At 67.9% G+C, this 22,400-nt stretch carries 20 protein-coding genes, 1 tRNA gene and 1 other RNA gene; 7 read left to right on the top strand and 15 right to left on the bottom strand.

Annotated features, from left to right (window positions below; genetic code table 11):
* Positions 1-10 precede the first annotated feature (10 nt).
* A complete protein-coding gene (locus tag DTQ71_RS20890; RefSeq protein WP_109566241.1) occupies positions 11-952 on the bottom strand; it encodes a pirin family protein in 942 nt (313 codons plus the stop codon).
* Between the two features lie 873 nt (positions 953-1,825).
* Here DTQ71_RS20890 and DTQ71_RS20885 point away from each other — a divergent pair.
* Positions 1,826-2,329, top strand: coding sequence for a pirin family protein (locus DTQ71_RS20885; RefSeq protein ID WP_342768147.1), 504 nt, complete (start codon positions 1,826-1,828; stop codon positions 2,327-2,329).
* Between the two features lie 351 nt (positions 2,330-2,680).
* On the opposite strand, the gene DTQ71_RS20880 is transcribed toward DTQ71_RS20885, so the two are convergent.
* Complete coding sequence (locus DTQ71_RS20880) at positions 2,681-3,244, bottom strand: VPLPA-CTERM sorting domain-containing protein (RefSeq protein WP_109566240.1); 564 nt, start codon at positions 3,242-3,244, stop codon at positions 2,681-2,683.
* Positions 3,245-3,734: 490 nt separating this feature from the next.
* Between DTQ71_RS20880 and DTQ71_RS20875 the strand changes: the two genes are divergently transcribed.
* Positions 3,735-3,811: transfer RNA gene (locus DTQ71_RS20875), tRNA-Asp, on the top strand.
* Between the two features lie 187 nt (positions 3,812-3,998).
* Here DTQ71_RS20875 and DTQ71_RS20870 read toward each other — a convergent pair.
* Entirely contained in the window at positions 3,999-6,245 is a 2,247-nt protein-coding gene (locus DTQ71_RS20870) for an adenosylcobalamin-dependent ribonucleoside-diphosphate reductase (RefSeq protein ID WP_109566239.1), read from the bottom strand.
* Positions 6,246-6,322: 77 nt separating this feature from the next.
* On the opposite strand from DTQ71_RS20870, the gene DTQ71_RS20865 reads away from it, so the two are divergent.
* Complete coding sequence (locus DTQ71_RS20865) at positions 6,323-6,745, top strand: DUF1489 family protein (RefSeq protein WP_109566238.1); 423 nt, start codon at positions 6,323-6,325, stop codon at positions 6,743-6,745.
* A 673-nt stretch (positions 6,746-7,418) separates the two neighbouring features.
* Here DTQ71_RS20865 and serS read toward each other — a convergent pair.
* On the bottom strand, positions 7,419-8,711 hold the full coding sequence (gene serS / locus DTQ71_RS20860) for a serine--tRNA ligase (RefSeq protein ID WP_109566237.1): 1,293 nt from the start codon (positions 8,709-8,711) through the stop codon (positions 7,419-7,421).
* A gap of 64 nt (positions 8,712-8,775) precedes the next feature.
* Positions 8,776-10,731: a calcium-binding protein gene (locus DTQ71_RS20855; RefSeq protein ID WP_170125520.1), complete on the bottom strand. Its 1,956-nt coding sequence runs from the start codon at positions 10,729-10,731 to the stop codon at positions 8,776-8,778.
* A gap of 165 nt (positions 10,732-10,896) precedes the next feature.
* Here DTQ71_RS20855 and yajC point away from each other — a divergent pair, with 165 nt between their 5' ends.
* The 3 genes from yajC to secF are packed head-to-tail and all read left to right on the top strand — an operon-like array spanning position 10,897 to position 13,853.
* Positions 10,897-11,217: a preprotein translocase subunit YajC gene (yajC, locus tag DTQ71_RS20850; protein ID WP_109566235.1), complete on the top strand. Its 321-nt coding sequence runs from the start codon at positions 10,897-10,899 to the stop codon at positions 11,215-11,217.
* Between the two features lie 4 nt (positions 11,218-11,221).
* Positions 11,222-12,886 carry a protein translocase subunit SecD gene (gene secD, locus DTQ71_RS20845; RefSeq protein ID WP_109566234.1) on the top strand — a complete coding sequence of 555 codons (1,665 nt, stop codon included), beginning with the start codon at positions 11,222-11,224 and terminating at the stop codon, positions 12,884-12,886.
* 1 nt (position 12,887) lies between these two features.
* Positions 12,888-13,853 carry a protein translocase subunit SecF gene (gene secF / locus DTQ71_RS20840; protein WP_109566233.1) on the top strand — a complete coding sequence of 322 codons (966 nt, stop codon included), beginning with the start codon at positions 12,888-12,890 and terminating at the stop codon, positions 13,851-13,853.
* A 51-nt stretch (positions 13,854-13,904) separates the two neighbouring features.
* Here the strand turns inward: secF and DTQ71_RS20835 are convergent, their stop codons facing one another.
* A complete protein-coding gene (locus DTQ71_RS20835; protein WP_109566232.1) occupies positions 13,905-14,675 on the bottom strand; it encodes a DUF1013 domain-containing protein in 771 nt (256 codons plus the stop codon).
* A 141-nt stretch (positions 14,676-14,816) separates the two neighbouring features.
* Here DTQ71_RS20835 and DTQ71_RS20830 point away from each other — a divergent pair, with 141 nt between their 5' ends.
* Positions 14,817-15,449 (top strand): ribonuclease T2 family protein, encoded by a 633-nt coding sequence (locus tag DTQ71_RS20830; protein WP_109566231.1) that lies wholly within the window; start codon positions 14,817-14,819, stop codon positions 15,447-15,449.
* On the opposite strand, the gene DTQ71_RS20825 is transcribed toward DTQ71_RS20830, so the two are convergent.
* The 9 genes from DTQ71_RS20825 to ffs form a co-directional block, all read right to left on the bottom strand.
* Entirely contained in the window at positions 15,361-16,605 is a 1,245-nt protein-coding gene (locus DTQ71_RS20825) for an EAL domain-containing protein (protein ID WP_170125519.1), read from the bottom strand. The two genes, DTQ71_RS20830 and DTQ71_RS20825, sit on opposite strands and share 89 nt — an antisense overlap.
* A gap of 335 nt (positions 16,606-16,940) precedes the next feature.
* Positions 16,941-17,537, bottom strand: coding sequence for a recombination mediator RecR (gene recR / locus DTQ71_RS20820; protein WP_109566229.1), 597 nt, complete (start codon positions 17,535-17,537; stop codon positions 16,941-16,943).
* Between the two features lie 4 nt (positions 17,538-17,541).
* On the bottom strand, positions 17,542-17,886 hold the full coding sequence (locus DTQ71_RS20815; protein ID WP_109566228.1) for a YbaB/EbfC family nucleoid-associated protein: 345 nt from the start codon (positions 17,884-17,886) through the stop codon (positions 17,542-17,544).
* A gap of 108 nt (positions 17,887-17,994) precedes the next feature.
* Positions 17,995-18,480: a DNA starvation/stationary phase protection protein Dps gene (gene dps, locus DTQ71_RS20810; protein ID WP_109566227.1), complete on the bottom strand. Its 486-nt coding sequence runs from the start codon at positions 18,478-18,480 to the stop codon at positions 17,995-17,997.
* 223 nt (positions 18,481-18,703) lie between these two features.
* Entirely contained in the window at positions 18,704-20,425 is a 1,722-nt protein-coding gene (locus tag DTQ71_RS20805) for a DNA polymerase III subunit gamma/tau (protein WP_109566226.1), read from the bottom strand.
* 57 nt (positions 20,426-20,482) lie between these two features.
* Positions 20,483-20,866: a YidH family protein gene (locus DTQ71_RS20800; RefSeq protein ID WP_109566225.1), complete on the bottom strand. Its 384-nt coding sequence runs from the start codon at positions 20,864-20,866 to the stop codon at positions 20,483-20,485.
* A gap of 38 nt (positions 20,867-20,904) precedes the next feature.
* Positions 20,905-21,621 (bottom strand): LrgB family protein, encoded by a 717-nt coding sequence (locus tag DTQ71_RS20795; RefSeq protein WP_109566224.1) that lies wholly within the window; start codon positions 21,619-21,621, stop codon positions 20,905-20,907.
* Positions 21,618-21,971 (bottom strand): CidA/LrgA family protein, encoded by a 354-nt coding sequence (locus tag DTQ71_RS20790; protein WP_109566223.1) that lies wholly within the window; start codon positions 21,969-21,971, stop codon positions 21,618-21,620. Before DTQ71_RS20790 ends, DTQ71_RS20795 begins: the two co-directional genes overlap by 4 nt.
* A gap of 84 nt (positions 21,972-22,055) precedes the next feature.
* Positions 22,056-22,154: signal recognition particle sRNA small type (ffs, locus tag DTQ71_RS20785), an RNA gene on the bottom strand.
* Positions 22,155-22,400 lie beyond the last annotated feature (246 nt).

The following is a 22,400-nucleotide window of genomic DNA, read 5'->3' as shown; positions in this document are numbered from 1 at the left end:
TCGCGGCCGCTTATCGCGCCGGCAACGGGATGAACTCCTGATCATCCCCCGGCGGCAGATGGAACCTCGGGTTGCTGTCCCACGCTTCGGCTCGCCAAGCCTCCTTGGCTTCCTCGATCCGTTCCTTCGAGGAGGCCACGAAGTTCCACCAGATGTATCTCGGGCCTTCCAGGGTCTCACCTCCGAGCAGCATTACACGAGCGCCTGATGGGCCGGCCGTCATGGATACACGGTCCCCCGGGCGGAACACCATCATCCTCCCAGCCTCGAACACGTCGCCCGCGATCTCAACCGAACCCTCGACCACATAGACGCCCCGGTCTTCGTGATCGTCAGGCAGCGGCAGCTTCGAGCCCGCTTGAAGAACGGCGTCGGCGTAGAACATCTCGGTCGCAGTCTCCACTGGGGCGCGTTCGCCATAGGCGGTGCCGAGGATCAGGCGCACTTCTTTACCTTCGCCCTTGAGCAAGGGCAGGGTGTCGGCCGCTGCGTGCTGGAACATCGGAGCGCGGTCCTCGTGGTCCTTCGGCAGGGCCACCCAGGTCTGGATGCCGAAGAAAGGCATCGGGTCCACCTGGGTTTCATCGTCAGTGCGCTCTGAGTGGGTGATCCCGCGACCAGCGACCATCCAGTTGACGGCCCCCGGCTCGATCCATGCGTCGGTGCCAAGGCTGTCGCGGTGATGCATCTTGCCGCGATAGAGATAGCTGATCGTGGCCAGCCCGACATGCGGGTGCGGGCGCACGTCCAAGCCGCGCGACGGAAGCAATTCCGCAGGTCCCATTTGATCAAAAAAGATGAAACTTCCAACCATTTGGCGCTTCGGAGCCGGGAGAGCACGTCGGACCTCGAATCCGCCGATGTCGCGGGCGCGGGGGACGATGACTGTCTCGATGGCATCCACATCATCGCCAGTGGGGCAGTGAGGGTCCAGCGCGGGGTTCCAAGACATCGGGTGACTTTCTGTCAGCTAAGGCGGGTTCAGAGAAGACTGTCACATCTCGGCTCGTGAGGGCAGATCGCTCGGCGCTCACCGTTGGTGCGCGGACGCACGGTGGGCGGGGCATATGAGGGCCTCCGTTCTTCGCCGGTCATGGAATCCACTGTGTCGGCCAAGAACTGTCTCGGCACCGCAAGGGCAGATCAGGGTGTAATCCGCTTTCCGCATTCGAAAAGAGGGGGGCGAAGTGACCGGCAGAGAGGAAGTCACTGGACGCTCCTCAGGCCGTCACCTGAGGCCGATGCTCTTCTGTGAAGACCAGCAAGGGAGGAGACGGGAGAAGACTGCTCCTCTTCGCTGACCTGAGTCGCAGTCTGTCTGCTGGCCCGCGATGGCAGTGGACATGCAGGGTCGCGTGCGTGGGTATCAAGCCGGGGAAGAGGGCCGTCTTCCAGTCCAGACATGCGCAAGGTCAGGGTCGGCTGAGCTGCCGGTGACGGACTGCAGTGCCCGATGTAAGGATCTGGGGGTAACGTTCTCGCTGCACCCGTAGACCCCACGAGAGAGCCATATGCGATGGTCCCTGACGCTTTCTGGAGCTGGAACCCCGAGATGCCCCAAAACGCTCTGCCGAGAGGAGCCCGAATGGATCCGAGGTGCAATCGAGGGAACCCCGCTCATTTCGAGGGAAGAATCCGAGCGGGGATTGTGTAGGCGAACTTTCCAGCCCCCCGGTGGGGTCGCCCCGACGCTCCGAGAGATCGCACCGGCAGAGGGGCATCGGACCTGTGTCATCGACGGGCTTCCAATCCATTGTGCTTATGGGCCGCTCCGATTGGATCTCACCGCCATGCCCCCGCAGAAAAGTGATATGTTTCATATCTCTTGACGAACCAGGGGGGCGACCGGAAGGGCCCCGTCGAATTCCTGACCGGCGAGGGGACCGACATCCGTTCCCACCGGCCTATCGGCCTGAACATGGTAACCTGTCTACTCAAGGGACAGATCCATCACCGCGACAACCTGGGCACCGACCAGTGGGTCGCGCCGGGCGCGGTCAACCTGATGGCCGCCGGACATGGCATCACCCATTCCGAGCGCGCGGATGGCGCCTATCGCCAGCGGCCCAAGAGCCTCTTCGGTCTCCAGACCTGGATGGCGCTCCCGGCCTCCCACGACGATGCCGAGAGCAATTTCGAGCATGTGGCCAAGGCCGACCTCCCCCTGATCGAGGCCGAGGGCAAGGAAGTCCGCTTCGTGCTGGGCGAAGCCTTTGGGGAGCGGCTCTCGGCCCGCATCCCGGCCGCATGTGTTATGCCGATGCAGTGCTGTCGGCCGGGGCCGCCACCCCTTTGCCCGACGAGCACGAGGACCGGGGCGCGCGTGTGATGCTGCTGGGCCGCGCCATATCTGGTGGAACTTCGTCGCCTCCTCCAAGGGGCGGATCTAGGCCGCCAGGGGGGGGCTGGCGCGCCGGCGACTGGGAGAACCGCCGCTTCCACCTGCCGCCCGGCGACGATGCGGAGCATATCCCGCTGCCGGGGCGCTGACCGCGCGCGACGGCCCGTACTCAGACGCCGGAGAGGGCCACTGGGCCGTGGCGTCCCGCCCGATCGCCGCGCCTCCCGGCGCCGGGACGGCGCGACGCCATCTGTTGACCTTTTTGCGCAGGGCGAAAGCGCGATACGAAAACGGGCGGCCGAAGCCGCCCGCATCACACCTGTCCTTGGCGACGCGCGTTCAGGCGGTCTTGCGCCGCCGCGCGACCAGGCCCAGGGCTCCGATCCCGGCCAGCAGTAGGGGGAGCGCGGCGGGAACCGGAACCGGCGCGACGTTGAAGGTCGTCCAGTCGAAGTCGAAGTCACGCTCTCCGCCCAGGGCGAGGCGGACATCGACCGTTTCATTGGCAAAGAACGTCAGGCCGAGACCGCTTGTCCCGGCCGAAACCGCGATGCCGCCGGTGTGGATCGTGTCGTTCGGGACGACCGGGTGTGCGGTCGTTCCGGTCTGCACGCCGTCATAGCGGATTTCGAAAAACGCCAGCCCCGCCGAGCCGAGATTGAAGAAATCCAGGGTCACGCTGCCGATCCCGGTGCTGCTCAACAAGACATGCGGCGCCACCTGGCCGACCCGGCCGGGCGTCTGCGACAGCGAGTTCAAGAGGTTCGTGCTGTTTGGGGCCCATCCCGGCGACGGATCCGCGCTTGGCGTGCCGGTGATCGTCGCCGCCGCCGCGGCCGCCGTGAAGAGCGCGCTGAACACCGCCCCGATGGTTCCAACCCTTAAAGTCGTTGGCATTTTCATAACTGCAAAGCTCCTTGGGGCGCCCGATAAGGTCAGGCCATAACCATCCCAGGGAACTAAGACAGGTTCTCCTTCGTCAACCGCGCCATCCCGGATTGAGCCGCGCCCTTTCAGCGCAGGTCGGAGGCCGCTGCGCCTATCGGCTCCACCGCCGAATCGGGGCGCGCCCGCGCCTGGGCGTGGAAAGACTGCACGCGGGGCAATGTCGTGCAGCGCCCAAGGCCGCGTCGGCAACGGTCCTTGAATTGGCTGGTCCGGTGACGCGGAGGCGCGGGACCTCTCGACCCTTTGCAGAGGCCGCAAACCGCTGCGGAGAATGCCGCGCCGCGGGCGGTCCCCCTCGGTTTCACCCCGCTCCGCCAGCGCTGGCGCCGCCCGCCTCGGGCGGCCACGTCACGCCCATCCCGCCCGCTCTCTCACGCATATGCCGATAACAGGTCAATCGTCGCTTGACGCCCCTTCCAACCCATCCTAGACGGCGAGCAAGCGCGCGGTTGTAGCTCAGTTGGTTAGAGTACCGGCCTGTCACGCCGGGGGTCGCGGGTTCGAGCCCCGTCAACCGCGCCACTTTCTCCCTCCTCGCCAGAGTGAAATCCCTTCCGCTGACACAGTGCCATCTCCCGGAGGCCCGACGCCCCGGCGGTTCCGGCACCCGGGCTCTTTCTTCCCTGTTCAAATATCCCGGGGGTCCGGGGGCTGGCCCCCGGTCCCGCCATCGCCGCACGCGCCTAGGCTGAAAGCCGCGCGACCGGTCCTATCCGCATTTCGAGAACCCGCAATTCGCGCAGGTGGCGCAGCCCTCGATCATCCGCACGTCGAAAGACCCGCAATTCGGGCAACTCGGCCCGGCCGCCTGCCGCATGGGCGGTGTCGCCGGGTCGATCTTGAGCCCCAGCCCCTCGCCCTCCAGGAACCCGATGGCGATCATGTGCCGTTCGATCACCCCGCCGATGGCCGCCAGGATCGAGGGCACGTACTTCCCCTGCATCCAGGCGCCGCCCCTTGGGTCGAACACCGCCTTCAACTCCTCGACGACGAAGCTCACGTCCCCGCCCCGCCGGAATACCGCCGAGATCATCCGCGTCAGCGCCACCGTCCAGGCGAAATGCTCCATGTTCTTGGAGTTCACGAAGATCTCGAAGGGCCGCCGCTGCCCGTCGAGCTCGATATCGTTGATGGTGATATAGAGCGCGTGCTCGCTCATCGGCCATTTGATCTTGTAGGTCTCGCCGCCCAATTGCCCGGGCCGGTCCATCGGCGCGAAGGGTTCCACCTGAGCCTGAGGCGCGGGCGCGGGGGCCGTGCTGGGCTCCGTGCTCAGGACACTCCCCGTCACCTCATTGGGCCGATAGGTCGTGCAGCCCTTACACCCCGTCCGCCACGCCTCCAGGTAGACATCCCCGAATGCCTCGAAGGAGATGTCGGCGGGCACGTTGATCGTCTTGGAGATCGACGAATCCACCCATTCCTGCGCCGCCGCCTGCATCGCGACATGCTCCGCCGGGCGCAGGTCGGCCACGGTCACGATGCTCCCGGGCGGCGGCGCGTCGCCATGCAGCGCGCGCCAGACCGCGAGCGCGTAGTCCTGCACGACCTCCTCGGTCCGCGATCCGTCCGGTTGCAGCACCTTACGGGTATATTCCGCGCTGAAGATCGGCTCGATCCCCGAGGACACGTTCCCCGCCAGCAGGCTGATCGTTCCCGTGGGCGCGATGGAGGTCAGCAGCGCGTTACGAAGACCGCTTTCCGCGATGGCGGCCTGAACGTCCGGGTCCAGCCGTTTCACCATCGGCGCCGCCAGGATCGCCGCGCGGTCATAAAGCGGAAACGGACCTTTCTCCGCCGCCAGCCGCGCCGAGGTGAGATAGGCCGCATTGGCGATGGCTTTAAGCCAGCCGCCCGTCGCCTCCGCTGCCTCGGGCGTGCCGTAGCGCAGCCCGCACATCGCCAGCGCATCCGCCAGCCCCGTCACGCCCAACCCGACCCGCCGCTTGGCCCGCGCCTCCTCCTCCTGCTGGGGCAGGGGAAAGCGTGAGGCGTCCACCACGTTGTCCATCATCCGGATCGCGGTGCCTGTCAGCTCCTCCAGCGCCTCGACGTCCAGCGCCGCATCCGCGGCAAAGGGGCGCTCCACCAGCCGGGCGAGGTTGATCGAGCCCAACAGGCAAGCGCCATAAGGGGGCAGGGGCTGCTCGCCGCAGGGATTGGTGGCGGCGATGGTCTCGACGTAGCGCAGATTGTTTTCGGCATTGATCCGGTCGATGAAGATCACCCCCGGCTCGGCGTAATCGTAGGTCGCTCGCAGGATCGCCTCCCACAGCTCCCGCGCGCGGGTCGTGCGGTAGATCGTGCCGTCGAAGATCAGGTCCCAATCCGCGTCGGCGGCGACCGCCTCCATGAAGGGATCGGTCACGAGGACCGAGAGGTTGAACATCCGCAGCCGCGCCGGATCGGCCTTGGCGGCGACGAAATCCTCGATATCTGGGTGGTCGCAGCGCAGCGTCGCCATCATCGCGCCCCGGCGCGAGCCCGCCGACATGATCGTGCGGCACATCGCGTCCCAGACATCCATGAAGCTCAGCGGCCCCGAGGCATCGGCCGCCACGCCCTTCACGGTCGCCCCCGAGGGCCGGATCGTCGAGAAGTCGTAGCCGATCCCGCCCCCCTGCTGGAGCGTCAGCGCCGCCTCCTTCAGCGCCTCGAAGATGCCCGCCATACTGTCCTCGATCGTGCCCATGACGAAGCAGTTGAACAGCGTGACGGCGCGGTCCGTGCCCGCCCCCGCCACGATCCGGCCGGCGGGCAGAAACCGGAAGTCCTGCAAGGCGGCGCGAAACCGGGGCGTCCAGAGGGCAGGCTCATCCTCCGGCGCGGCGAGGGCATTGGCGATCCGATCCCAGGTCGCCGAGATATCGGCGTCGATCGGCGCGCCGCTCGCGTCCTTGAGGCGATACTTCATGTCCCAAATCTGCTCGGCGATGGGGGCGGCGAAATCGGACATCTGGTCGCGGTCCTCTAGGGTTGGTTGCGCGCGCGCGGTGAGAGGCTAAATATAGGCCAGTCGGGGCGGGGTGTCACATGATCAATCTCATTAAGCTGAGTGTTGGCAGCGAAAGCGTCGCCGCCATGGCCCGTTGGCAGGCAAGCGCGCAGGCCCAGGGCCCAGACGGGCTGCCGCGCCATGTCACCCGCATGTGGCCCAAGCGCGAGGCGGAGGTGCTCGATGGCGGCTCGATCTACTGGGTGGTCAAGGGCTTGGTGCTCTGCCGCCAGCGGGTCTTGCGCTTCGACGAAGTGCGGCGAGCCGACGGCATCCCCCGCTGCGGCATCGTGCTCGACCCGACGCTGATCCCGGTCGCGGCCACGCCCAAGCGCCCCTTCCAGGGCTGGCGCTACCTCAAGCCCGAGGACGCGCCGCGCGACGCCGATGCCAGCGAGATCGACGAGACGCCGCTCCCCCCCTCCCTTTCCGTTGCCCTGGCCGAGATCGGCGTGCTCTGACCTGTAGGAACATCCGTGCCTTTCGGAGACCGGGGGTCTGACGGGGGCTTCGCGGCGGTGTCATCCGTTGGGGGATCACGCCACGCCTGCGAGTAGCGCGGACAGTCGCGGCAAACGTGGCGCTTGCGCCGGCAAAGGCATGAGCCGCGACGACCCGCGCGAGAGGGTGGCGGCGACCGAGGGCATGACGCTGACGGAACGGGGCGCGGGTTCCGGAAGCTCCGACAGCCGTCGCGGCCCTGCGCCGCCAGATGCCGGTTGCTCTTCCCGCGCGAGCCCATCGTCATGGCCTCGGCCAAGCTTAAGACCTAGCTGCCAAGCATCGACGCCAGACCCCGCGCAAGCCGCCCCAGAGCCATCGGGACCTTATGGCGGCCATCTTCACAACCGACGAATGCAGCGACGACCCGCGACATAAATGCAGCGACGAACCGCAACATAGAGGACGAGCGTCCAGGAGAAGGTCCGACTAAAGCGCTTCGCGAAAGACCCGGATCACGGCCTTTCGCGAAGCGCGGTGCTCCGGTCGAGCGGTGCACGCGTTTCGCCTTTCGCTGCTAACGCAGGTTAAAGGCGAAACGCTTTAACGAACCGCTAATAAAGGTTAACGCCCCTTCTTCCCTGCTGAAATATCCCGGGGGAGCGCAGCGGGGGCAGAGCCCCCTCCGCCCTCTCAGACCAGCGCGCCCTCGGGCGAAAGCGCGGTCTTCCCGCCCAGATAGGGGGCCAGCACCTCTGGCAGCGTAACCGACCCGTCCGCCTGCTGCCCATTCTCCAGCACAGCGATCAGGCAGCGCCCCACCGCCAGCCCCGAGCCGTTTAGCGTATGGACGAATTCGGGCTTCCCCCCAGCCGCAGGCTTGAAGCGCGCGTTCATCCGCCGCGCCTGGAAATCGCCCGTGGTCGAGCAGCTCGAAATCTCGCGATAGGTGTCCTGCCCCGGCAGCCAGACCTCGATGTCATGGGTCCGGCGCGCGCCGAAGCCCATGTCGCCAGTGCAGAGCACCACGGTGCGGTAGGGCAGGCCGAGCCGCTCCAGGATGTCCTGGGCGAGGCCGGTCATGCGGTCCAACTCGGCACGGCTTTGATCGGGATGGGTCACCGACACCATCTCGACCTTCTCGAACTGGTGCTGCCGCAGCATCCCGGCCGTGTCGCGCCCCGCCGAGCCCGCCTCGGAACGGAAGCACAGCGTGTGGGCCGTCATGCGCAGGGGCAGCGCTGCCTCCTCCAGCACATCGCCCGCGACCGAGTAGGTCAGGGTCACTTCGCTCGTGGGGATCAGCCAGTAGCCTTCGCGCGTGAGAAAGCTGTCATCGCCGAACTTGGGCAGCTTGTCGGTGCCCAGCATGGCGTCGTCGCGGACCAGGACCGGAGTCATGTGCTCGACCAGCCCGTTCTCGCCGGTATGGACGTCCAGCATCCACTGCGCGAGCGCTCGGTGGATGCGGGCGACGGCGCCACGCAGCATCACGAAGCGGGAGCCCGACAACTTGGCTGCCGTCTCGAAATCCATGCCGGGCACCACGCCCGCGATCTCGAAATGCTCCTTGGGCGTGAAGTCGAAGACGCGGGGTGTGCCCCAGCGGGCGATCTCCACGTTGTCGGCTTCGTCCTCGCCATCGGGCACGTCGTCATAGGGCAGGTTCGGGATGCCCAGCAGCGCGTCGCGCAAGCGGGCGTCGGTCTCGCGCGCCTCCTCCTCCAGTCGGGTGATCTCAGCCTTCTTGTCGGCGACGAGCGCGCGCAGCCGCTCGAACTCGGCCTCGTCGCCGCTGGCCTTGGCCTGGCCGACCTGCTTGGAGGCGGCGTTGCGTTCCTGCAAGGCGGCTTCGGCGGCCTGGATGCTGCCCCGCCGGGCCGCGTCGAGCGCCAGCAAATCGGACGACATCGGCGCGAGCCCCCGGCGGGCGAGAGCGGCGTCGAAAGCGGCCGGATCGTCGCGGATGGTGCGGATGTCGTGCATGGCTCGGGGCCCTCCTGGTGGCGGTGCCGCCCCATAGCGCGGCACCGCCCGAGGGGCCAGCCCGTCAGACGAGTCCTAAGTCGTCTGCCGTCAGGCTCTGCACGCCCTCGAAGGTGGCCAGGAGCACCGGTGCACCGTCGCCGGACCCGTCTATGTCATAGGCCAGCGTTCCGTCACTCCAATTGAAGATCAGCCGATGCTGCGCCTCGGTGGCCATGCAGCCCTGGGCCAGGGCGTCCGCCCCCGCGATCGCGCCCAGGTCGGGACCGACCAGGGCCACACGGTCTTCGCCCGAGACGAAATCGGTGATCGTCTCCGCCCCGCGGAAACGCAGGTTCAGCACGAAGATGTCGGCCCCGTCGCCGCCCGTCATCGTGTCGTTGCCGCCGCGCCCGTAGAGGGCGTTGTCGCCGCTGTCACCGCTCAGCACATTGTCGAGGCCGTTCCCGACCAGGAAAGCGTCGGAGGCCGGGCCCACCAGCGCCGCGTCCTCGATGTAGGGATCAAGGATATAGTCGATGCCGTGGCTCTCGATCCGGTCGGTGCCGCCCGCCTGCTCTTCGCGGATTTCGGCGCGCTCGGCCTGGAGCACAAAGGTGTCATCGCCCACCCCACCGAGCATCAGCAGATCCGCCACCTCCCCGGTGTCGAGCGTGTCGTCGCCCCGGTCGCCGCGCAGGATATCGACGCCCTCGCTGGCACGGAGCGCGGCGTCCTGACGCCCGACCGCACGCACCACTTCCACGCCGGTCAGAGAGAGGTCGTCCATGCCCTGGGTCGTCACGCGTAGTTCATCGGTCCCGTCCCCGCCGTCGATGGTGAGTTCCGCTTCGTGCCGGACCGAGAACACGTCGTTGCCGGCGCCGCCTTCCAGGACATGGCCCTGGGGGCCCGCGACAGGGTCGTCTAACGTTGATGCGAAGATGAGTACGTCGTCACCGGCACCGCCCTCCGCTAGAAGAGTCGTCTCAATCCTAGCGTTCCGGGGATGTGCGGAGAACACGGCGACGATCCGGTCGTTTCCCTCGCCCCCGGAGATTTCTATCGCAGTTCCCCGTCCGATGATGGTGTCGTTTCCGCCAAGACCGAGTAAGCGGAGCGGGATCGACGGTCCATCGGGCTGCCAAATCCCGCCGTCATATTCATAATCCTGGCTCACCGTGCCCCGGATCACGTTGTCGGCCTCCGAGCCGATCCCCTCCATCGGCGTGCGGTCTTCGTCGTGGCGGGAACGCTGGTCCCGCAGGTCCAGGTCTTCGATATTGGTCCCCCGCAGGTCGAATCGCATGTCTGTCCAGATGAGCCCGTCCCGTCCAGTCCCGTCCGCCGTCTCCACGATCTCGACCGAGGGGGGAGGAAGAGGGGCGCCGTCGGGTCCGGTGCGGCCGCGCGCATCGCCCAGGAAGACCGTGTATTTGTCGCCACCGTCCCCGCCGATCAGGACGTCCTGCCCGGCGTAGAAGCCTCTGCCATCATAAGAGAAGAAACTGTCCGCGTCTGCGCCTCCGATCAAAGTGTCACTGCCCTCGAAGCTATAGGCCCCGACGCGGAGGTCGTCCCCGAGCGCACCCAGATCGACCTTCGCGCGCATGTCATAGCTGGAGCCGATCCCGCCAGGGGCGCTGACCGTGATCTGGCCGAACGGCGCGAAGGCGGCCACGACGGGCTGGAGATCGCCCGTGGCTGCCGTTGCATCAGCCAGCGCCTGCAAAGCAGCGCCGTCGCGCCGGTCGGAGGGGATGTCGATCCTGGCGATCGCTGCGTCCCGATCTCGGTAAAAGGCGCGAAAGTCCGACGTATCCGGCGGTCCGTCCAGCACGTATAGCTGCCTGACTTCGCCACCTGTGAGGCGGCCCTGCGCGTCGAAAGTCAGGCCACTGCCGCGGACGACGCTTGCGAACGGGATGTCAGGCGCGGTCACGATGAAGTGGACCCCATAACGGGTCGCGGCTGCCGCGGGGCCGCCGGAGGGCGGGAGCAGATGCATAAGCGCCGCGGTGTCGTTTACCATCAAGGCCATGATGAACTCCTTCGCAGGGTAAAGCCCGGTTTGTATGAGCGTGAGGGCCGTCCTGCTTTGACGGCCGTCAACCGCCGGCCCGCCCTTGCACCCCCCCGGGGCCACCATTAGGTTCCGCCCGACCGACGACGGGGCCACCGCCCCCGCCAGACGAAGGACCCGCTCATGTTCGCAACCCCCGCCTACGCCCAAGCCGCCGGAGGCGCCGGAAGCGCATTCGCGCAGTTCATCCCGCTCATCCTGATCTTCGCGATCATGTATTTCCTGCTGATCCGTCCGCAGCAGAAAAAAGTGAAGGAGCACAAAGCCATGGTCGAGGCGCTGCGCCGCGGCGACCAGGTCGTGACCCAAGGCGGGCTGATCGGAAAGGTGTCCAAGGTCAAGGAAGACGGCGAGCTCGAGGTCGAAATCGCCGAGGGTGTGAAGGTTCGCGTCGTCCGCGCCACCATCGCGCAGGTTTTGTCCAAGACCGAACCGGCGGGCTGAGCCCATGTTGCAGATCGCGCTCTGGAAGCGTCTGTCGATCCTTCTGGTCTGCGTGATCGGCCTCCTGCTCGCCACGCCGAACCTGTTCTACGGACCGGTCGAGCGACATAACGACGCCGCGACCGCCCTGGAGCGCGGCTCGGTCCCCACGCCCGAGATCGAGGCGGCGCTGGCCGAATGGCCCAGCTTCCTGCCCTCGGGCCTCGTGAACCTCGGCCTCGACCTGCGCGGCGGCGCTCATCTGCTGGCGGAAGTCCAGTTGGAGGACGTCTATGCGGGCCGGATCGACGGCTACTGGCCCGAGGTCCGCGACACGCTGCGCGACCTGCGGGGCACGATCGGCACCATCCGCCGCCAGGAATCGCCGCCGGACGAATTGCGCGTCCGCATCTCCCAGCCCGAGGGGATGCAGGCCGCCGTCGACGCGGTCCGCGCTCTGGCCTCGCCCATCGTATCGCTGACCGGCGTGGGCCAAACCGACATCGACGTCTCGGGCGCGGGCGACATTCTGACGCTGACCCTGTCGGAGGCCGAACGCGCGGCGACCGATGACCGCACCCTGCAACAGTCGCTGGAGATCATTCGCCGCCGCGTCGACGAGGCCGGCACCCGCGAACCCACCATCCAGCGCCAGGGCGCCGACCGTATTCTGATCCAGGTGCCGGGCATCGGCTCCGCCCAGGAGCTGAAGGAGCTGATCGGGACCACCGCGCGCCTCACCTTCCACCCCGTCATCGCCCGCGGCGCCGACTCGGCGACCACGCCCGACGCCGACCAGCTCTTGCTGCCGGACATGGAGGACGAAGGGGTCTTCTATCTGCTGGAGCGCTCTCCGGTGGTGACCGGCGACGATCTGGTCGACAGCCAGCCGGGCTTTGACCAGAACGGCCTGCCCGCCGTGACTTTCCGCTTCAACCCGTCGGGCGCGCGCGCGTTCGGCGTCTATACCTCCGAGAATATCGGCGCGCCCTTCGCCATCGTTCTCGACGAAGAGGTCGTGACCGCCCCGACGATCCAGAGCGCCATCACCGGCGGCTCGGGCCAGATTACCGGCAATTTCGGCGTGGACGAGGCCAATCGGCTGGCCATCTTGCTGCGCGCCGGCGCTCTGCCGGCCGAGTTGGTCTTTCTCGAAGAGCGCACCATCGGTCCCGAACTGGGCCAGGATAGCATCGACGCGGGCCAGATCGCCGCGCTGGTCGCCATGGCGGCCGTCGTCGTGTTCATGGTGCTCAGCTATGGGCTGTTCGGGGCCTTCGCGACCCTTGCGCTCGGCATCAACGTCGCGCTGATCTTCGGCCTGCTCTCCCTGATCGGCGGCACGCTGACCTTGCCGGGCATCGCGGGCATCGTGCTGACCATCGGCATGGCGGTCGACGCGAACGTGCTCGTGTTCGAGCGTATCCGCGAAGAGTTGAAGACCGCCAAAGGGCCTGCGCGCGCGATCGAGCTCGGCTACGAGAAGGCGCTCTCCGCCATCGTCGACGCCAACATCACCACCTTCATCATTGCCGTGATCCTGTTCACCCTGGGTTCCGGCCCGGTGCGCGGCTTTGCGGTGACGCTGGGCATCGGGATCCTGACCTCGGTCTTCACGGCGATCTTCGTAACCCGCCTGCTGATCGTGCTCTGGTTCGAACGCCGCCGCCCCCGCCAGATTGAGGTCTGACATGCGCCTGAGACTCGTCCCCCAGGACACCAACTGGGACTTCATGCGGTGGCGCCACTACACCTTCGGGGCCTCGGTGGTCGCGATGGTGGCGTCTCTGGCGATCTGGCTGCTGGTCGGCCTGAACTTCGGCATCGACTTCCTCGGCGGCACGACGATCCGGACGGAGTCGAGCCAGGCGGTCGATGTGGGCGCCTATCGCGACGCGCTGGCGCCGCTGGACTTGGGCGACGTGACCATCACCGAGGTGTTCGACCCGACCTTCGCCCCAGACCAGAACGTCGCCCAGATTCGCATCCAGGCGCAGGCCGGCGCGGAATCGGTCACGCCCGAGACCATCGCGGCCGTCGAGGTCGCGCTCCAGACGGTCGATCCGTCGCTCACCTTTCCGTCGGTCGAGTCGGTCGGCCCCAAGGTCTCGGGAGAGTTGATCACGACGGCCCTGATCGCTCTGGCGGCGGCCATCGGGGCGATGCTGTTCTATATCTGGCTGCGCTTCGAGTGGCAGTTCGCCGTGGGCGCGGTGGCGGCGCTGGTGCATGACGTGGTGCTGACCATCGGCATCTTCGCCCTGCTTCAGATCCGGTTCGATCTGGCCACGATCGCCGCGCTGCTGACGGTGCTGGGCTATTCGATCAACGACACGGTCGTCATCTTCGACCGGCTGCGCGAGAATCTCATCAAATTCAAGAAGACCCCGCTGATCGAGGTGATGAACCGCTCGGTCAACGAGACGCTCAGCCGGACCTTGATGACCTCGGGCACGACCCTGCTGGCGCTGGTCGCGCTGATCGTGCTGGGCGGAGACGTCATCCGCGGATTCGTCTTCGCGATCCTCTGGGGCGTGATCGTGGGCACCTATTCCTCGGTCTATGTGGCCAAGAACGTGGTGCTGATGCTCGGCGTGGAGCGCGATCCGAAAAAGCCCTCCGACGCGGGAACCCAATTCGCCGATATCGACGCCTGACGGCGGCGGGGGCCGGGCCGGGATCCTCCCGGCAGGCCCCCGCGCGGCCCGTCAGCGCCGGTCGTCTTCGTCGTCTTCGTCGTCGTCCCCGTTATCGGGCAGGTTGAAGAAGCTGTCGGCGTCGCGCACGTCGCGGTCGTCCCGCTTCTCCTCCTCGTCATCGTCATTCGAGCCGGTGAGGCTGAACGTCTCCAGCCCGGCCATCGAGGCGGGCAGGCTCGGCTCATCGCCGCCCAAGGACTGCTCGGTCGAGATCAGCTTGCGGCGCTCCTCGTCAGACATGGGCGCGCCTTCCTTGGCCTTCTGCGCCGCGGCCTTCTGCACGGCGGCGTCGAGCTCGGTCTGCTTGCACAGTCCCAGCGCCACCGGGTCGATCGGCTCCATGTGCTGGATGTTCCAATGGGTCCGCTCGCGGATCGACTGGATCGTCGGCTTGGTCGTGCCGATCAGCTTGGAAATCTGCGCGTCGGTCAGCTCGGGGTGGAACTTCACCAGCCAGAGGATCGAGTTCGGCCGGTCCTGGCGCTTGGACAGGGGGGTATAGCGCGGGCCGCGGCGCTTCTCCTCGCCGACGGCGGCGGCGTTGTATTTCAGCTTGAGCTTGTGACCCGGATCCTTCTCCGCCTTCTCGATCTCCTCGGCGGTCAGCTGGTTGTTGGCGATCGGGTCGAATCCCTTCACACCCACCGCGACGTCGCCATCGGCGATGCCCTGGACTTCCAGCTCGTGCAATCCGCAGAAATCGCCGATCTGCTTGAAGCTGAGCGTCGTGTTGTCCACCAGCCAGACGGCGGTGGCCTTGGCCATGATCGGTTTGTTCATCCTCGATCTCCTTTTCCTCGTCTCGCGGGCATGCCTGTCGCGTCGCCCGGATCAGGGGCTGCGGGCGGGGCCGCGGGTTCGCGCTTTCGGGGGAACTCGGCGGTGATATAGTCATCGGGGGACCGCAGGGGAAGCCGTGAAATGAAACGACTGCTGGCCGTGCTGGCGCTGCTTTCCGCGCCTGCTTTCGCCGAGGGCGAGCGGGCAGGGGCGTTCGACTACTATGTCCTCGCGCTGAGCTGGTCGCCGACCTGGTGCGCCTTGGAGGGCGACGCGCGGCAATCGCCGCAATGCGAGGCAGGCCGGGATCTGGGCTTCGTGCTCCACGGCCTCTGGCCGCAATACGAGGCGGGCTGGCCCAGCTACTGCCCGACCGGCCACCGCGACGCGACCCGAGTCGAGACGGCCGCGATGGCGGATATCATGGGCACCTCCGGCAGCGCCTGGCATCAGTGGAAGAAGCATGGGCGCTGTTCGGGCCTGGCCCCGGGCGACTACTTCCGGCTGGCCCGGCAAGCCTGGGAGGGGATCGTGCGGCCCGCCGCCCTGCGCGAGCTCGGGCGCGCCGTGACGCTTCCGGCGTCCGTGGTCGAAGAGGCTTTTCTCGAGGCGAACCCCAGCCTCACACCCGAGGGTGTCACCGTCACCTGCCGCTCCGGCCGCATCCGAGAAGTGCGCCTCTGTCTCACGCGGTCGCTGGAGCCCCGCGACTGCGCGCCCGACGTGGCGCGGGACTGTTCGCTGGACGACGCGCTTCTCGCGCCCGTCCGCTAGCGCAGGGGGGGCCGGGGATCAGACAGACCGGCACGCCGAGCCGTGGCGCCCAGTCTTCCGGCGGTCCGGGACGGCCCAGCAGATAGCCTTGGCCGTAGCGGATGCCCAAGTCGGCGACGGCTTGCCGTTGCGCTTCGGTTTCGATCCCCTCGGCCCAGAGCGACATGCCCAACTCCTCCGCCATGCGGGCGAGGTTGCGCAGGATCGTCTCCTCTCGCCCGGTGCTGCCGAGATCGGAGACGAAGCCACGATCGAGCTTCAGGATATCGACCTGCATCGTCCGAAGCCGGTCCAGATTGGACAGCCCGGTTCCGAAATCGTCCAGCGCCACGCGCACGCCCTGCGCCCGAAGGTTTTTGACCAGCTCCTCGGCGCGGGACGGGCGCGCGATGATGGCGTTCTCCACGATCTCGACGACGATCCGGTCCGGCGGCACTCGTTCCAGTACCGACTTCAGCCAGCGGCAGGAGGCGGAGCCCGCGCCGTCCAGGACAGCGCCGGTGATGTTGATCGTCAGAAACGGGCCGGGCCGTGCCAGCAGGGGGGCGGCCACATGATCCAGAAGGCGGGGCACCAGGTCCGTCATGTAGTTGGGAATGCGGTCCAGGACGTCGACGAACTCCCCTGGCGCCATCTTTCGCGCATTGTCCCGAGTCCAGCGCAGCAGAGCCTCCAATCCGGCGATATGGCCCGTCTGGAGGTCCACGATCGGCTGAACGTGGTGGCGCAGAGCGCCCGATGCCAGATCCGCCTCGATCTCGTCCCGCGACGGGCAGACGGTCGCGGCGGGCCGGCTCTGTTCCCGCATGAGACGGTCACCGCCGAAGGCCCTGGCGCGGGCGACCTCGGTCCCGCAGCGGAGGATGGCGCGGCGCCGGCTCTCGCCCTGGCCGGACTGGACCAGCCCCGCCGACAGGGTCCGTGTTTTCCAGCCCGTCCCGTCATCAACCAGGGCCAGCCCGCCGATCTGACGCAGCGTCTCGACGATTTCGGTGGCCTCGCAGATCGGCGTCGCGGGCAGCAGCACCAGAAATCGGCCTTCATCCATGCAGGCAAGCTCGGCATGGCACGGTACGGCCCGGCGCAGCGCGTCTTCGATCCGCCCGAACAGGCGCAGAGTGGTGTCCCAATCGGATCGGTCGATCAGATCACGCATGTCGTCGATCTCGATCAGGGCCAGACAGCCATCCCCGCACTCCGCGTCCGACCCTGGCGGAGGCGATGGAGAGAGGCGGTGCCATGTCGCCGATACGGCGTTGCCGAGGGCGGCGGAAATACTCCTCATAGGTCCGTCGTTCATCCGGCTGGTTCACTCTTCATGGAGCGTCGATCCGAACGACCCAGACCCGCGTGGGAGGCAATGCGATCCGGCTCGACACTGCGGAACCCGCACGACCCGCACCAAAAAGATGCGACGACTCCGAGGGGGTGGCAAGCGGAATGGCCGCGCGGCAACGTGACCAGTGCGAAAAAGTCACAGGCTTGCGGGGCTTAGATCGGCTGCCTTTGGGACAGGGCCGCGCGCAGCGTGCCGTCATCCATATAGTCGAGTTCCCCGCCCACGGGCATGCCCCGGGCAAGCCCGAACACCTGAACGCCGGTGGCCTCCAACTCGCGCGCCACGTAATGGGCCGTCGTTTGCCCGTCCACGGTCGCGTTGAGCGCCAGGATCACTTCGGTCACCGCCTCGGCCGAGATCCGGTCGCGCAGCTTGGGGATGGCCAGATCGTCGGGGCCGACATCGTCGAGCGGGGAGAGCGTGCCGCCCAGGACGTGGTAGCGCCCCTTGAAGACCTGCGCCCGCTCCATCGCCCAGAGATCCGCGACATCCTCCACCACGCAGATCTGCCCGTTGGCCCGATCCCCGGCGGCACAGATGCCGCAAATATCCGCTGTAGCGATATTGCCGCAATTGAGACAGGGCCGCACCGATTGCCCGACCTCCGTCAGGAGCCGCGCCAGAGGCACGAGCCGGGCGTCCCGCTTTTTCACGAGGTGCAGGACCGCGCGGCGCGCCGAGCGCGGGCCAAGCCCGGGCAAGCGCGCCATCTGCGCGATCAGCTCTTCGATGGCCTCTTGGCCGTCCATGAGCTCAGAAGGGCAGCTTCATGCCCGGGGGCAGGCCGAGCTCTTCGGCCATCTTGCCCATCTCCTCGCGGCCCCGCTCATTGGCGCGGGTCTGGGCGTCCTTGATGGCGGCAAGGATCAGATCCTCGGCCATCTCCTTGTCGTCGGGGCTGAAGATCGACGGATCGATATCCAGCCCGATCAATTCGCCCTTGGCGGTGGCGGTCGCCTTCACGAGGCCCGCGCCGCTTTCGCCCACAACGTGGATATGGCCGAGATTTTCCTGCATCTCGCCCATCTTGGACTGCATCTCCTGCGCCTTTTTCATCATCCCGGCCATATCGCCGAGGCCGCCCAGTCCCTTGAACATCGTGGTCCCTCACATGCATGCGTCCCCACCGAGGTAAAGGCGGGGACGCGGCGCTTCAAGCGGGGCAAGCCCGCCGTTCTCTCGGCTTTCAGGCCGCAGGCGCGGCCGTCAGGCGGCCACGGCCGCGTTCGAGCCGATGAACCAGGTGTCCTTCTCGACCATGCGGCTAACCTCGGTCAGCAGGTCGGCGGTGTCCTCGTCGCCCGCTGCGTCGGCGGCCTCGATCCCGTCGCGGAGGTATTTGCCATATTGCTTGAACCGCTCGACCAACGCGTCGACATGGCCGTCGAGCGCGACCAGTTCGACGGGATAGGCGGGCAGGTCGCTCCGCTCGGCGACGGTCTGGGTCGTGCCGCGCGCGATCCCGCCCATCAGCGCCACGCGTTCGGCCATCATGTCCGTGCCCTCGCCCAGCCGCGCAGACACCTCGTCGAGCAGCTCATGCACCCCGATGAAGCCCTTGCCGCGCATGTTCCAATGCGCCTGCTTGACGGCGAGTCGCAGGTCGATGCCCTGAACCAGGCGCGCATTCAGGACGTCGCACATCTGTTCCTGAGTTTGTGCGTCGATGCCGGTGACGAAGCTGTCGGGCATTGTCTGTCTCCTTCATATCGTTTCGGCAAAGGAACGACAGGCAAGGCGATTCGGTTTCCATCTCGGGGCCGTTTTCCGCCACAGGGCCGCGCGACCCCATGTGCGAATGCGCGCCGAGAGGGGCGGTTGCCCTGTGCTGTGCGGTCTCCTCTCCCGCCGCCCGCGTCCCGGCGCGCGCCATGTCGGGCAGCAGACGGAGCGGCCGGGACGGCTCAGCCGGGTCTCAGTCCTCGTCGAACGGATCCCACTCGTCCTCGACCTCCTCCAGGGCCTCCCCGGCGGCGGCCTGCTCGATCTCGGCGCGGGTGCGCACCTCGAGGAGCTGGGCACCTGGGAAGGCGGCGAGGACGGCCTGGGTCAGAGGGTGGGCGAGCGCGGCGGTCTCGGTCTCGCGCCGGGCCGCGTCCCGGGTCTCGGCGATGGTGGGGGCGCCGCCACGGCCGAGGGTGATGACCCAGCGCACGCCGGTCCAGCCCTGCAACCTGCCCGCGAGGCGCTGGGGCAGGTCGCCCGCGGCGTCCGGCGCCAGTTCCATCTCGATGCGGCCCGGGGCGTAGCGGATCAGCCGGACGCCGGTCTCGACCTCGACCAGCAGCTTCACATCGCGATTGGCCCGGATCAGCTCGACCACCTGCGGGAAGGTCTGGAACCGGGCCAGCGCTTGTTCCTGGTCGGCGGCCAGGGCGGGGGCCGCACCGCCGCGTAGGGCGGGGGTTCCCCCGCCGCCCCCCGAAGGCGCCGGGCGTGGCGCGGTGGGGGCCTGCGCCGCCGGGGCGGGCGCGTCGCGCAGCTTGCGGATCAGCTCGTCGGGGGAGGGCAGGTCGGCTACATGGGTCAGACGGATCACTGCCATCTCGGCTGCCATCATCGGGTTGGGCGCCTGGGAGACCTCCTCCAGGGCCTTCAGCAGCATCTGCCACATCCGGGTCAGCGACCGCATCGGCAGACCCTGGGCCATGGCCTGACCGCGCGCCCGCTCGTCCGGGCCGACGGTGGGGTCCTCGGCGGCGTCGGGGGTGATCTGGATGACCGAGACCCAGTGGGTGACATCGGCCAGATCGCGCAGCACCGCCATCGGATCGGCCCCATCGGAATATTGCGCACCCAGCTCCATAAGGGCCGCCGCCGCTTCGCCCTTCATGATGAGCTCGAAAAGGTCCAGCACGCGGCCCCGATCCGCGAGCCCCAGCATCGCGCGGACTTGGTCGGCGGTGGTCTCTCCGGCGCCGTGGCTGATCGCCTGATCGAGCAGCGACATTGCATCGCGCACCGAGCCCTCGGCGGCGCGCGCGATCAGGCCCAGCGCGTCCTCGGCAATCTCCGCGCCCTCCTTCTCGGCCACGCCGCGCAGATGCGCGATCATCACCTCCGGTTCGATCCGGCGCAGGTCGAAGCGCTGGCAGCGGCTGAGCACCGTGACCGGCACCTTGCGGATCTCGGTGGTAGCGAAGATGAATTTCACATGGGCCGGCGGCTCTTCCAGCGTCTTGAGCAGCGCGTTGAACGCGCTGTTCGACAGCATGTGAACCTCGTCGATGATGTAGATCTTGTAGCGCGCCGAGGCGGCCCGGTAGTGGACCGAGTCGATGATCTCGCGCATGTCGCCGACACCGGTATTGGAGGCTGCGTCCATCTCCAGCACGTCGACATGGCGCCCCTCGGCGATGGCGCGGCAGGGCTCGCACTGGCCGCAAGGGTCGGTCGTCGGCCCGCCCGCGCCGTCGGGGCCGACGCAGTTGAGGCCCTTGGCGACGATTCGCGCCGTGGTCGTCTTTCCGGTCCCGCGGATGCCCGTCAGGATGAAGGCCTGCGCGATCCGCCCTTGCGCAAAGGCGTTGCGCAGGGTGCGGACCATCGGATCCTGGCCGATGAGGTCGGCGAAAGTGGCCGGGCGGTATTTCCGCGCGAGCACCTGATAGGCTTGATCTGCGGGCTGGTCCTGCATCGCGCTCCCCTGAAGAGACACCCGGTTTTACGCAGCGGGCATCGGGGCGTCCACCGCTCAGAGCGTCCAGAGGATCGCGCCCACGGCCATGGCGCCGATCGAGAAGGTCGCGGCGAGGGTCGCGAAGAAGCGGGTGTCCTGTTCGTGGGTGGCGTGGGTGCTGAGCCGTTTGTGGCCCCGCGTGGCGTTGCGCCAGGCGGACCAGAAGATCGTCAGCGCGGCCCCGATGAACACGGTGGCGACCAGCTTGGGCAGCCAAGTCGGCTCGGCCGCGTTGAAGACGGCGCGCAGGCCCACGGCGATGGCGATGGCGGCCATCCCGGTGCGCATCCAGCCCGCGAAGGTGCGCTCATTGGCGAGAACGGTGCGGTCCTCGGCCCAATCGGTCCGCTCTTCGGCCCAGTCGGTCTTTCGGTCCTGATCGGCGCTGCCATCCTGCATCGTGGGGCAGCTAGGGCCGATCCGCGCCGGGGCGAGGCTCAGACCGCCCAGGCCACCAGCAGCGGCACGAGGAGGCTGGTCAGGAGCGCATTCAGCGCCATGCCCATGCCCGCATAGGTACCCGCCGTCTCGTTGACCTGAAAGGCCCGCGCGGTCCCGATCCCATGCGCCGCGACGCCGACAGCGAAGCCCCGCGCCCGCCAGTCCCGCACCCGCAGCGCGTTCATCATCGGTGTCACCGTGACGGCGCCGATGATGCCCGTCAGGATCACCAGGACGGCGGTGAGGCCGGGGATGCCGCCCACCGCCTCCGAGACGCCGATGGCCACGGGCGCGGTGGTGGATTTCGGGCTGATCGACAGGATGACCGCGTCGGACAGCCCCAGCGCGCGGGCCATCGCGATGGCCGACAGCACCGCCACCCCCGAGCCCGCGATGAGCGCCGCGAGGATCGGCAGCGCCGTGCGGCGGATCTCGGCCGCGTTGTCGAAAAGCGGCACGGCGAGCGCGACGGTCGCGGGGCCGAGCAGGAAGTGGATGAACTGCGCCCCCTCGAAATAGGTGCGGTATTCGGTGCCCGTCACCGTGAGCGTCAGCGCTACGGCGATGACGGACCAGAGGACCGGGTTCGCCAGCGGGCTGTGCCCCGCGGCCTGAGACAGGCGCGCGGCGGCGAGATAGGCCACCAGGGTCGCCGTCAGCCACGTCAGCGGCGACGCGGAGAGATAGCTCCAGAGCGTCGCGACCTCGGTCATTTCCGCGCGCCGCCCATCAGGTTGCGGACCCCAAGGAACGTGCCGACCGTCACCGCCATCGCCAGCAGCGTCGAGACCACGAGCACCGCGAGGATGGCGGGCCCGTCCTCGGTGAGGATGTCCAGATTGGCCACCACGCCGACCCCCGCGGGAACGAAGAGCAGGGACAGGTTCGCCAGGATGACGCCGCTCGTCGGCCGCAGCCGCTCCACCAGGGCGGGGCGCGCGGCGAAGAGCGCTAGCAGCAGGGCGAGCCCCGCGACGGGACCCGGCACCGGAAGGACCAGGCTGCGTACGACCAGCTCTCCGGCCAGTTGGCACCCCAGGAGGAGGGCGAGGGCGGCGATCACGGGGCGGCTCCTTCGCGGTCGTGCGACGCGCGCGAGTGTCGGCGGGATCGGGGCCTTCGGCAAGAGGCGCGTGCAAAAGGGAGGGGGTGAGAGGCCGGTCGACGACCCAGACGGGGCTCGTTGTGGCTGCTTCCTTCCGGACCTGACCAGGTTGGCGAGGCGCCTGCCCGTGCCAGCCTCTCAACCTCTCACTTAGGCGGCGTTGTCCGAGCATGCAAGCGATCGGCGATTTTCCTGGGCGCAGCGCGCGCGGCGGGCGTCGCGTCGCGGCCGTGACGCATCACCCTTTCGCGATGCCGGCCCGCGCGGGGCCGGGCGTATCTGTCGCGATCCGCCGCTCTGGTGGCCGCCGGGGGGGGGAGCCGCCCGCGCCTCGCCGCGACCCTCGCCCCGGGCCGCTAAACCGGCCCCCGCCTTGGTCCACCGTCA

This window comes from Jannaschia seohaensis, assembly GCF_900116765.1.
Taxonomy (GTDB): domain Bacteria; phylum Pseudomonadota; class Alphaproteobacteria; order Rhodobacterales; family Rhodobacteraceae; genus Jannaschia; species Jannaschia seohaensis.
This window is presented reverse-complemented; position numbering and strand designations above follow the sequence as displayed.